This window comes from Cryomorpha ignava (genome assembly GCF_010686655.1).
Classification (GTDB): Bacteria; Bacteroidota; Bacteroidia; order Flavobacteriales_D; family Cryomorphaceae; genus Cryomorpha; species Cryomorpha ignava.
This window is the reverse complement of record NZ_JAAGVY010000003.1, coordinates 61,768-74,044: the sequence shown is the minus strand read 5'-3', so window position 1 is coordinate 74,044 and position 12,277 is coordinate 61,768. Positions and strand designations below refer to the sequence as shown.

10 protein-coding genes are annotated in these 12,277 nt (G+C 41.4%); 8 read left to right on the top strand and 2 right to left on the bottom strand.

Annotated features, from left to right (window positions below):
- Window positions 1–79 precede the first annotated feature (79 nt).
- The 3 genes from G3O08_RS03005 to G3O08_RS02995 all read left to right on the top strand — a co-directional run bounded on the left by G3O08_RS03005 (window position 80) and on the right by G3O08_RS02995 (window position 3,438).
- Window positions 80–1,564, top strand: coding sequence for a sigma 54-interacting transcriptional regulator (locus tag G3O08_RS03005; protein WP_204336763.1), 1,485 nt, complete (start codon window positions 80–82; stop codon window positions 1,562–1,564).
- A complete protein-coding gene (locus tag G3O08_RS03000; protein WP_163283196.1) occupies window positions 1,561–2,244 on the top strand; it encodes a CPBP family intramembrane glutamic endopeptidase in 684 nt (227 codons plus the stop codon). Before G3O08_RS03005 ends, G3O08_RS03000 begins: the two co-directional genes overlap by 4 nt.
- Window positions 2,245–2,481: 237 nt before the next feature.
- Window positions 2,482–3,438, top strand: coding sequence for a septum formation inhibitor Maf (locus tag G3O08_RS02995; RefSeq protein WP_163283195.1), 957 nt, complete (start codon window positions 2,482–2,484; stop codon window positions 3,436–3,438).
- A gap of 65 nt (window positions 3,439–3,503) precedes the next feature.
- Here G3O08_RS02995 and G3O08_RS02990 read toward each other — a convergent pair whose 3' ends face one another.
- Window positions 3,504–4,016, bottom strand: a complete 513-nt coding sequence (locus tag G3O08_RS02990; protein ID WP_163283194.1) for a DUF2911 domain-containing protein — start codon at window positions 4,014–4,016, stop codon at window positions 3,504–3,506.
- Between the two features lie 18 nt (window positions 4,017–4,034).
- Window positions 4,035–4,448, bottom strand: a complete 414-nt coding sequence (locus G3O08_RS02985; RefSeq protein WP_163283193.1) for a hypothetical protein — start codon at window positions 4,446–4,448, stop codon at window positions 4,035–4,037.
- Window positions 4,449–4,499: 51 nt separating this feature from the next.
- On the opposite strand from G3O08_RS02985, the gene G3O08_RS02980 reads away from it, so the two are divergent.
- The 5 genes from G3O08_RS02980 to G3O08_RS02960 all read left to right on the top strand — a co-directional run bounded on the left by G3O08_RS02980 (window position 4,500) and on the right by G3O08_RS02960 (window position 12,110).
- A complete protein-coding gene (locus G3O08_RS02980) occupies window positions 4,500–5,378 on the top strand; it encodes an SDR family oxidoreductase (RefSeq protein ID WP_163283192.1) in 879 nt (292 codons plus the stop codon).
- A gap of 121 nt (window positions 5,379–5,499) precedes the next feature.
- The gene (locus G3O08_RS02975; RefSeq protein WP_163283191.1) at window positions 5,500–9,939 is read left to right on the top strand and encodes a zinc-dependent metalloprotease; all 4,440 of its coding nucleotides are present in this window, start codon (window positions 5,500–5,502) and stop codon (window positions 9,937–9,939) included.
- A 157-nt stretch (window positions 9,940–10,096) separates the two neighbouring features.
- Window positions 10,097–11,395, top strand: a complete 1,299-nt coding sequence (locus tag G3O08_RS02970; RefSeq protein WP_163283190.1) for a DUF819 family protein — start codon at window positions 10,097–10,099, stop codon at window positions 11,393–11,395.
- Between the two features lie 59 nt (window positions 11,396–11,454).
- On the top strand, window positions 11,455–11,700 hold the full coding sequence (locus G3O08_RS02965; protein WP_163283189.1) for a DUF6364 family protein: 246 nt from the start codon (window positions 11,455–11,457) through the stop codon (window positions 11,698–11,700).
- Window positions 11,697–12,110 carry a type II toxin-antitoxin system VapC family toxin gene (locus G3O08_RS02960; protein ID WP_163283188.1) on the top strand — a complete coding sequence of 138 codons (414 nt, stop codon included), beginning with the start codon at window positions 11,697–11,699 and terminating at the stop codon, window positions 12,108–12,110. The genes G3O08_RS02965 and G3O08_RS02960 overlap by 4 nt, the downstream gene beginning before the upstream one ends.
- Window positions 12,111–12,277: the final 167 nt, after the last annotated feature.

Here is a 12,277-nt window from a genome sequence, read left to right as displayed (position 1 = left end):
AGAATATAAGAGACGGATTCAGGCATAATACTGCCACGATTTAAAAATATTGTTGAATATCTATCAAGAAATGACGAAAATGGCCAAAAGACCAGAGACTTTAAAAACATTAAAAGAATCGGGATATAAATCTATTCCTATAAAAGATGAATTGCGCAATAACCTAATTAAAAAATTAAAAAGCGGAGAACCTGTTTTTCAGGATGTTCTGGGATATGAAAATACGGTTTTTCCGGAAGTAGAACGCGCCATTTTATCGCGGCACAACATTAATTTTCTGGGTTTGCGCGGACAGGCAAAAACCCGCATGGCACGCCAGCTAACGTCATTGCTTGACGAATATATTCCGTTTGTAAAAGGGTCTTCAATTTCTGACGACCCCTTAAAGCCAATTTCACGATTCGCCATTGATCTTATTGCTGAAAAAGGTGACGACACCGCCATTGAATGGCTGCACAGGGATGATCGCTACACTGAAAAACTGGCGACTCCTGATGTAACAGTGGCCGACCTTATCGGCGATGCAGACCCGATAAAAGCTGCCAACCTAAAACTCGATTATTCTGATGAGCGCGTCATACACTTTGGACTGATTCCCCGCGCTCACCGCGGAATTTTTGTTATTAATGAGCTTCCTGATTTACAGCCGCGCATTCAAGTAGCCTTGTTCAATATATTGCAGGAAGGCGATATTCAGATTCGCGGATTTAAATTGCGACTGCCGCTTGATGTGATGTTTGTATTTACAGCAAACCCCGAAGACTATACCAATCGTGGTGCAATTATCACACCGCTTAAAGACCGGATTCAAAGTCAGATACTAACGCATTATCCGAAAAACACGATTATCTCATCGGCGATTACTCGCCAGGAAGCACGACTTGCCGATGACCAAAAAAAGAATATTGAAGTTCCAGATTTGATAAGCCTACTCATTGAGCAAATAGCCGTGGAAGCCCGAAGTAGCGAGTTTATAGATCAAAAAAGTGGTGTTTCGGCGAGGCTTACAATTACTGCTTTTGAAAATATGGTAAGTGCCGTTGAGCGACGAATTATCAAAAATGGTGAGGCAAAGGGTCGAGCGCGAGTTGGAGATTTATTGGGAATTTTACCCGCCATTACCGGAAAGGTAGAGCTGGTATATGAGGGTGAGCAAGAAGGATCGCGAGGCGTAGCGCTCACATTGATGGGCAAGGCTATTCGAAATCAATTTGCCCAGTTCTTTCCAGATCCTGAACTGGCCAAGAAGCGTAAAAACGAAATAAATCCCTACGATAAAATTGTGCGGTGGTTTGGAAAAAATGAAGTTGACTTGCCTGCAGATCTCACTGAAAAAGAATATCAAAAAAGCCTTAAAGAAGTTCCGGGACTTGAAGATTTAGCGAAAAAATACAACCCAAAAGCAAGTGAAGCAGATAGCTTTTTGCTAATGGAATTCGTTCTTCACGGACTTTCAGAATACTCTATGCTAAGCAAAAATATTTTGGACGACGGATTATCGTTTTCAGATTTGTTCAGCTCTGTTTTTTCGATGGACGACTTTGAAGATTCTGAAAACGGATGAGAAAAAGGTTACTCCTGGCAGCGCTGGGGACATTGATACTTTTTCCACTCGCTGGCTGGGGCATTCTGGCTATTTTCAGAGATAATTCGCTGGCAATCATGTTCAGATCGCCGGTTGCAGTCTGGCTTCAAATTCCATCCGGTATTGCACTTGGATTTGCTTTGGGTTATGGAGCGCAATATGTAGTGTCGCGACCATTTTTGGGTGGAGTTGAAAAAAAATATTCGCGCATTATAGCCGGACTTAAACTAAAACATTGGCATATTATTTTCATTTCCCTCTGCGCCGGATTTGGTGAAGAGCTTCTTTTTCGCGGAGCCATACAGCCGCTTATCGGCCTGTGGATAACCGCCATAGTTTTTGTCGCCATACACGGATATTTAGATCCCCGTGATTGGAAGATGACCGTTTACGGCGTTTACATGACATTAGCCATTGCCGCTTTGGGATATTACACGGATTACATGGGCATTATTGGCGCAAGCCTGGCACACGCGGGAATTGATTATGTGCTTTTCAGACATCTTATAAAAAGTGGGAAGTCACAATTTAACGATAGAATAGAAATCGAACTACCACAAGAAAATATGTTTGAAACTAATCTTGACGAAACCGACTCACAGACGATAACGACAGAAAAAGCGACGAATACCTTAAACAAGCCTCTGTTATTGCTATAAAATTTTCACCGCATCAAGAATTACTTGGCTTGTAAATAGGTGTTTTTGTCACAGAACACTAAGAATGCGGAGAATAACACGTCTATTCCCCTTAAATATGCGGTGATTAGTGCAATACGAATAGAGCTCAATAGTCAAATGTTGTTTTTTCACAGCAAAAATGGCATCGCGAGTTAAAGCACAACAAGATATTCACCAAAAGTTCTTGCTAACTTGCCGAACGAAAATCCTTTAGTCATGCCTCAAGACATTAAAAAAATTACATTTTACATTATTCTCTTATTCACCTTTTCATCATGCGATGCACAGGTCAATACTTCGCCCGACGATTCGTTTGAGCAAACGCATCCCGAGCAGTTCGGTGATTATTGGTATGCCGGAAAAGCCGAGCTCAATCATTTCGATCTTACCCAAATACGCTATGGTGAAAAACGAAAAGGCGACGCGGTGCTTATTTACGTTACCGAAGATTTTCTTCCGGAAAAACAGGTGAAAAAAGAATTTGGCGATGAAAAAGGAATTTCTGTTTTGAAACTGAATTACATGAAAAAATTCATCACCGGAATTTACGATTACTCTATTATGACGAGCATTTTTACTCCTATTGAGTTTAGAAAGTATCCACAAACTCTAAAGCTCACTTTTTCGTCGCAAGACTGGTGCGGACAGAGCTTTGCGCAAATGAATTTGCGAAATGGAAAGCTGAATTATGAGCAGCGCTCTTACTTTCAGGCAGAAGGTGATGTAAATGAAGCTATTGATGCCACTTATGTGGAAGAAGATGTGTGGACACGAATACGCTTGGAGCCACAAATGTTGCCACTGGGAAAAATAAAGATGGTTCCCTCGCAGGAGTATTTGCGATTAAACCACAAGGATCTGAAGGCTTACGATGCTCAGGCTTCCCTTGTATTGCAAGTTAATGATGTAAAAAGCGAAGAGCCAAAGGAGTTTTACGTATATACCATCAAGTATCCTGAATTAGATCGTGTATTGAAAATATCTTGTCAAAGCCTATTTCCATTTAAAATCATAAGCTGGGAAGAAACAAATAATTTTTCCAATCCTGCCAAAGCGCTAACCACGAAGGCAGAAGCCCGTAACACCGAAATGCTTCCTTATTGGGAATTGAATAAAAATGCCAACCAAAGTTTGAGAGATAGTTTGGGATTGCATTATAAGATAACCGAGTAAAAAGTATAAGGCAAAAAAACGGAGCAAAACCGCTGGTTCTGCTCCGCAATTTTTTTTGGAAAAGATTATTTGATTTTAAAACCAACACCGAGTTTATCCCATTTTACCTCAACCATGCCGGCATCTGAAATTTCAAAAATCATACGCTCCTGAGCTTCGGTAAGCTCACGAGGCTTGGCTGTAAAACGCATAACATCTTTTGATGCATCGTAATTATAATCCCCCCATTGATCCCAAACACTATTGATAATAAATGTCCATTCCTTCTCTCCCGGAATAGTAAACAGGCTGTATTTTCCTGATTTTAACACTTGGCCATCAATTTCAACATCATCAGAAATCGTCAACGTCGTTGCTTCATTAGCTCCTGTGCGCCACGATTTTCCGTAAGGAACTAAATCTCCCCATACGGTACGACCCTTCACTGCAGGCGATGAATAATCTATAACTACTTCTGTACCATTTACCACTGCTTCAGCGGTCATTGGCGGGCTTGGTCTGTCTGCTTTGTCTTGCGCCTGAAGGTTTAAACAAAGTAAACTAACGAATAGAATTAAGCTGGTTTTCAATAATTTCATTTTATTTTTTTTTAGTTTTTATTCCTGACTTATTTTATGAACGTCGTTGTTATCGCGTTCAATTTCATCCTTTACTGCCTCAATTTTCTTGCCAATCATTGCCATTTCCCTATGTCCGTTGGCCAAAAGCCATTTAAACGCAGGTTCATCTCCATCGCCCACACCTGCAACACGTGCAAGAACATCAAAATCACTTTTAGACAACCATTCTATTGCACCTTTGTTCCCTTCGGCTCCAGAAATAGTTGCGGCGAGATGTCTAAAATTATTTTCAAAGAGCCATTTCTTGGCATCATCTTTATTGCGGAGCGCAAAAACAAAGATACCCAGCTCGGGATATCCGTTTTCCATAAGCCATTCTCGAATTTTTTTATTACCGCTAATGGCCTCACCCCAGGCGAGTAATATTTTGGCAGGATAAGAGGTTTTCAATATTCTAAATTTTAGTAGTTACTTTGGCTAAATTAAAAAAACTCAATGGATATGAATTTTGCTGAACCAATGCTGAAAGATAACGCTTTAAAAGGAAAAACTATTGTGGTAACCGGCGGCGGCACGGGTCTGGGTAAATCTATGTCCACATATTTTTCGCAACTCGGTGCAAATGTGGTTATTACAAGTAGAAAACTTGATGTACTCGAAAAAACAGCAGCCGAAATGCGCGAAAAAACCGGAGGCAAGGTACTGGCAGTTGCTTGCGACGTGCGTCATGAAGACCAGATTCACGTACTTCTTAAAAAAACACTTGATGAGTTTGGAGCCGTACACGGCTTGCTCAACAACGCTGCCGGAAATTTTATTAGCCCTACCGAGAGGCTAAGCCCAAAGGCTTTTAGTGTGATTATTGATATCGTTCTTAAAGGTACGATAAATATGACCATGGTTTTTGGTAAACACTGGATTGAAATAAAACAACCTGCCACAGTAGTCAATATAGTAACCACATATGCCACTACGGGTTCGGCATATGTCGTACCATCTGCATGTGCAAAAGCAGGTGTGCAGGCCATGACCCGCAGCCTGGCGGTGGAATGGGCAAAATACGGCATTCGTTTTAACGGAATCGCTCCGGGTCCATTTCCAACAAAGGGAGCCTGGGACAGATTATTGCCTGAACCGTTGAAAGAAAAAATATCGATGGAAAAAAGAATTCCGCTTCGTAGAACTGGGGAGCACCAGGAACTCGCTAATTTGGCGGCCTATTTAATGAGTGATTTTGCAGCTTATATGAACGGTGAAATTGTGACAATAGATGGAGGTGAATGGCTACAGGGAGCAGGCCAGTTTAATCAACTGGAGGCAGTTCCTGAAGAAATGTGGGATGCCATAGAAGCTTCTATCCGAAGCAAAAAAGGTAGTTAATAGTGTTCGACGAAGCCAGATGATTATTCATCGATTTTCTATCGTTATCAATTAATTTCTCGTAACAAAAAATCAAGTATTACAGTAAACAGTCGGGAATCATCACTAAAGATTCAGGACTGTGAGACACTACTTGACGATATTATCACTATTTGCATTTACATGTATTTTTGGCCAGGAGAGCGAACAAACTCCATATGGCGACTTTAACGAACACACTGAAGATCAGTGTGCTCATACTGATATACATGAGCGACTTATGTTGCAAAACCCGCAATACCGGGCCGAGCAGGAAGCACAGCAAATCGCTATTGAAAATCTGGTTGAACAATATAAATCAGGAATGGTTCCTAAAACCGGAACTATTCATACCGTTCCTGTTGTTGTGCACATTATTCACAAAGGCGAAGCTATTGGCACAGGATCGAATATTTCTGACGAGCAGGTTTACAGCGCTATAAACGCTTTGAATCAGGACTACCGGAAAATGATTGGTACGGCAGGCGATGGAGACGGTGCAGATATTGAAGTAGAATTTTGCCTCGCACAACGCGATCCTAATGGGAATGCCTCTACCGGAATTAACCGTATAAGTGGGTGTAGCGTGACAGATTATTGCACCGAAGGTATTACTGCCGGAAACGGTCAGGGAGCCAGCGAAACCTCAGTTAAAAATCTTTCGCGTTGGCCAAATCAACAATATTACAATATTTGGGTAGTTACCGAAATTGAAGATAACAACGGAGGCTCTGGAATTCAAGGGTATGCCTATTTCCCTACAACCTCAATAGTTGATGGTACAGTATTGCTCTACAATGCTTTTGGAACTATAGGAGCATTAAAATCTTATACCAATAAAAACAAAACTCTTACCCACGAAATTGGTCATGCTTTTGCCTTATTTCACACCTTTCAGGGAGGCACTTGTACTGAAACAAACTGCACTATGCAAGGCGACAGGGTTTGCGACACCCCTCCTACCACTTTAAATTCAAATTGCAACAACCCCGCTTGTGGAGGTACCCAACAGGTAGAAAATTACATGGACTACACCAGTCAGAACTGTAAAAACATGTTTAGCGAAGGTCAAAAGCTACGTATGCGCGCTGCCTTGGAAAACTCGCGAATCAATCTGATAAATTCTAACGGCTGCGAACCTATCACAGTTACTCAGGCCGATGCTTCTATTATAGCCATTACTAAACCGGTGGGAAATTCGTGTATAAATATGATACAGCCCGTGGTCACGCTTACAAACGTGGGGAGTGTAAATTTAAACAATGTCACCATCCAGTACAAAACGACAGGAAGCTGGCAAAACTACAGCTGGACAGGGCTTTTAGGACAAAACCAATCGGTAGATGTAACCCTACCGGTATACAATGGTGGCTGGGGTCAGCAAACGCTTTATGCACGCACGAATTTACCAAATGGAAGTACCGATGCAAACTCATCAAACGACCAATCTACAGCGGGATACAACGCGGTACAGAACGGACATACACTTACACTCAACATCGTAAAAGATGTGCTGGGCGGGCAAACCACTTGGTTAATACGCAATAGTGCCAATGAAACTATAGCCAGCGGTGGTCCTTATGCCAATTTTCAAAGTGGAACCATTGAAACAGAAATTGTTTGTGTGGACAATGGTTGCTATGACTTTGTGATAATGGATATAATGGGCGATGGAATATGCTGCGAGAACGGCAATGGCTCATACACCCTAGAAGATGAAAACGATAATTTGCTCGCTTCGGGTGGTGATTTTGGAACCCAGGAAACAACTAACTTCTGTTTTAGTAGTGGCGGAGATCCACCGGTAGCTAACTTTTCGGCAGCTTCAACAAATATTTGCGAAGGCGGTAGTACCACTTTTACAAATCTTACTACTGGAGACGTAGATAGCTATGAGTGGAAATTTTTTGGCGGAAGCCCCTTTACGGTAACCGGAGCAAATCCAGGCACAATTACTTACAATACACCCGGTACGTACAATGTACGCCTTATTGCTACAAACCAATTTGGAAATGATATTGAACTCAAATCAGATTATATAACAGTAGGATCAGTACAAACCTGGTATGCCGATACTGATAATGACGGCCACGGAGATCCAAACGCTACTATTGAATCATGCGCGCAACCAACAGGGTATGTGACTCTGGGCGACGACTGCAATGACAATAATGGAGGAGACTGGAATAGCTGCTATGACTGCTTAAATGTAATGAATGGAACCGCCGAGCTTGACAATTGCGGCATCTGCGATTCAAATGCAAATAATGACTGTGTGCAAGATTGCGCCGGTGCCTGGGGTGGAAATGCGGTAATGGATAATTGCGGCGTCTGTGACTCAAATTCGAATAACGACTGTGTACAAGATTGTGCCGGTGTGTGGGGCGGAAACGCAGTAATGGACAATTGTGGAGTTTGTGATTCGAATCCGAATAACAACTGTGTGCAAGATTGTGCCGGTGTGTGGGGCGGAAATGCTGTAATTGACAACTGCGAGGTATGTGATTCAAATCCGAATAATGACTGTGTGCAAGATTGCGCCGGTGTGTGGGGAGGTAGTGCATACATTGATAATTGTGGAACTTGCGATTCGAATTCCAACAACGACTGTGTGCAAGATTGTGCCGGCGTATGGGGTGGAGATGCTGCCATGGACAATTGCGGTGTCTGCGATTCAAACCCAAATAATGACTGTGTGCAGGATTGTGCCGGTGTATGGGGTGGAAATGCGGTAATTGACAACTGCGAGGTATGCGATTCAAATCCGAATAATGACTGTGTGCAAGATTGCGCCGGAGTTTGGGGAGGGAGTGCATACCTTGATAATTGCGGAACTTGCGATTCGAATTCCAACAACGACTGTGTGCAAGATTGTGCCGGTGTATGGGGTGGAGAAGCATATTACGACGATTGTGGAACTTGCGATAATATTATCGAAAACGATTGCATTCTTTGCGAGGGTGTAGGAATTACGCTTATTTCAAGCTTATCGCCTACATGTAACGGAAGTGAAAATGGCGAGATAAATATAACAGTTAGCACCGTTTCAAACGATTATACACTTACGTGGAATAATGGGATGACGGGAACAGTTCTTACTGGACTAGGTTCCGGCACCTATCAAGCTAGTCTTGTAGAAGGTGAGTGTACTGCCTTTCTGCAAGTTGTACTTACAGAGCCTGCCGCCTTGCTTATTGCCGTGCAAAGTATTGAAAACGACGATTGTGATGATAATCCTGCAGGTGCAGCATCTATCAGCGTAAGCGGAGGAACCGAGCCTTATATAGTGACACTAAACAACGTGGTAATTACGAACATGGTACTCAATAGCCTTTCGGCAGATACGTATGTGATTGACGTACTTGATGGCAATAGCTGTTCGGCTTCCGCCAATTTTACAATTGAGCAGATGAGCTGCGATAGTCTTTCTGAAACACAAGTTGAAGCGTCAATTTGCGAACAACAAAATGTTGGTTTTTACGACTCTGTAAATTGCCAACCGGTAGAAAACGTCTTGAATTATGCATGGGAACTGCGCAGATTGCCAGATTTGGACAATCCTATAAACTTTACTACCACCATTCCTTCTTTTAGCGGAAGCGATATACCTGCCTTGATACCAGGAATGATTTATCAAATTCGGGTAAAAGGGGTGAATCCACTTATTCCAAGCGATTTTGGATCGGCATGTGAATTACAATTTGCAATAAATGAATCTAAACTGATAAGTGGCGATTGTGGAAACCTAAACCTGATGATAGAAGACATAGTTACAGCCACCTCGGTGCAAGGAGCAACTGACTATGAATTCCGGTTCGAAAATCCAATTACTTTGGCCAGGCTTTATTACTATTCTGATGGAGAGAGCAGCTGCCCACTAGCAGATGTTGAAGATCTGGAATTAGAGGTAGAATACAATGTTTTAGTTCGTGCTAAATACCGCAATATTTGGGGCGAATACGGCGAAAATTGTATTGTAAAAGTGATACCTTTTATAGAAACGACGGCACTTACAGATGAATGGTGTGAAAATTATTCAATTAATTTACAATCTGATATCATATTACTGCAACCTATTGAAAACGCCTCCGTATATGAGATCAGAATTAGCAATGAAGCAGAAAACTTCGAAGCAAACCTTCAAAGTAATCAACCCGAATTTTCAGCTATTTCATTAGAAGGAGTTACTCCTGAAACTTATTATCAGGCTCAAGCGAGAGCTTTGAAAGAAGGAGCATGGACGCCCTGGGGAGAGATATGCAATATAGCATTTGGAAACCCGGAAATTCTAAAGCTTAATATGTTCATTTTCCCTAACCCGGGAAGCTACGGCAAGCAGGTAAATCTGCAAACGAAAGGAGACTGGGAGAATATCATAATCGAAATTTCTGATACTCAAGGGCATGGATTAGAAAAATTTAAAAGTGATTTTAAGAATTTGACTCCAAAGGAATTGAACATATCTAATTTTAAACCCGGAATGTACTTTCTGCACATTACACACGGAAAACAAACACTCTCAAAGAAATTACTGATACAGTAATAAATATATTTGAACGGATAGTTTAAGGGGAGAAGTCGCTGATTGGTCTTAGGACCGTCAGCGGCTTTGCCTTTAATACCTACTTGACTTTCTGCTAGCTGGATTTATCAATTAAAAGCTTATTATTGCGCTTTGTGAAATCCATCAACCGTTTATAATGCCAATAATTTTAGAAGTACAGGGATTGATAAATAACGATGCCATTACTCTTGGCATATTGATGGTCGTTTTGGCCATTATCTTCAAAACCAGCGGTTCACCCCGATTTGCCGGATTTTATAAATTCGTTCCCGCCCTTTTACTCTGCTATTTTGTACCAGCCATCCTCAACTCTCTCGGCTTATTTTCGGCCGAAACTTCAGACCGCCTTTATTTCGTAGCATCACGTTTTTTACTGCCGGCCAGTTTGGTTTTACTCTGCTTAAATATTGATCTGAAAGGCGTTTTTAAGCTTGGCCCAAAAGCCTTGATCATGTTTGGAACTTCTACTGTGAGCATTATTATCGGTGCTCCAATAGCCCTTTTTATAATGGGTCAATTTGAGCCCCAATTACTTGAAGGTGGTGGACCCGAAGCTATATGGCGTGGACTGGCAACCATAGCCGGTAGCTGGATAGGTGGCGGTGCCAATCAAACTGCAATGAAGGAAATTTACGGTGCAAGCGATACCCTTTTCTCTGCCATGATAGTTGTAGATGTGGTGGTGGCAAATATCTGGATGGCATTTTTACTGTACGGAGCCGGAATTTCTGACAAGCTCGACAAATCGCTAAAAGCAGACAATTCTGCTATAGCCGATCTCAAAAATCGCATTGAAAAACAGCAGCTTGCCAATGCGCGCATTCCATCGTTTACTGACATTATGATAATTCTCGCAATTGGGTTTGGAACAGTTGCCATCGCTCATGCGCTAAGCGACGCCATTGCTCCGGGAATAGAAGGAAGCATAACCGCTGCTTTAGAGGCCAATCCCGATTCGTGGATCAGGCTTTTTACCTCGTTTGGCAGTTCGTTTTTCTGGCTGGTGGTAATTGCGACAATTGGTGGTGTTGCGATTTCTTTTACAAAACTTAAAAAATACGAAGATGCAGGAGCCTCAAAATTTGGAAGCGCCTTTCTGTATGTACTCGTAGCAACGATTGGAATGCACATGGATATTGGTCAGCTTATTCGCGAATGGGAAGTTTTTAAGTACATTATTTCTATCGGATTTATCTGGATTCTTATTCACATCACCATCCTTCTCCTTATCGGAAAACTCATTCGCGCCCCATTTTTCTTTATCGCCGTAGGCAGCCAGGCCAATATTGGCGGTGCTGCCTCTGCTCCTATTGTAGCATCGGCGTTTAGCCCTGCGCTCGCTCCGGTTGGGGTACTGCTTGCCGTTTTGGGATATGCTATTGGTACTTTTGGTGCTATAGCTTGTGCAATATTGATGCAGAGCTTGACGATGTAGGTCATTTATTTTTGTTGAATACGTAAATATTTGGTATATTCGTACGTAAACAAATAATCATGTCCAAGAAATTAACTGTAAGTTTAGATCAAACTATTATTGAAAAAGCGAAGCTGTACGCTAAATCAAACAATACGAGTCTTTCTAAATTAATTGAGTCATACTTTAATTCTCTAACTCAACCCGCCAGTAAAAATTCCAAAATAACTCCTTTAGTGGAGAGTTTGAGCGGGGTGATAGAACTGCCGGCCGATTATGATGAAAAGAAGGAATACGCTGATTACATAATGAAGAAGTACAAATGACAAGACTATTAATCGATACAAATGTCATAATTGACTTATTGGCTAAAAGATCAGGATTTTATGAAGAAGCTGCTGAATTATTTTCACTTTGTGACCAAAAAAAATTAAGAATGGCTATTTCATCTTTATCTTTCGCAAACACCAACTATACATTAACCAAACAAACATCGTCGCGAGAAGCACGACAAATCTTACGTAAATTCAAAGTACTGGTTGAAATATTGAGCTTAGATGATAAAATAACAGAGTTAGCTTTAAACGACGAAGAATTTCCTGATTTTGAAGACGGACTGCAATACTATTCAGCGTTAGAAAATCAGATAGATATAATAATAACACGGAACAAAAAAGACTTTCAGAACTCTAAAATCCCTGTGCTAACTACAAAAGAATTTTTAGCGACAATTTAGCATATAATTCTGACAGATTTTAAGTAAATCCAACATTCATGCACGCAATCTGTTAAAACTGCTCATGCTCAAAATCGCCTACAGCAATATTTTCCTATTTTTTGCCGCCGGTTTCGCTTATACTGAAGTACCTGTTACTCTTACTACCTCTTTGTATTAACCTGATA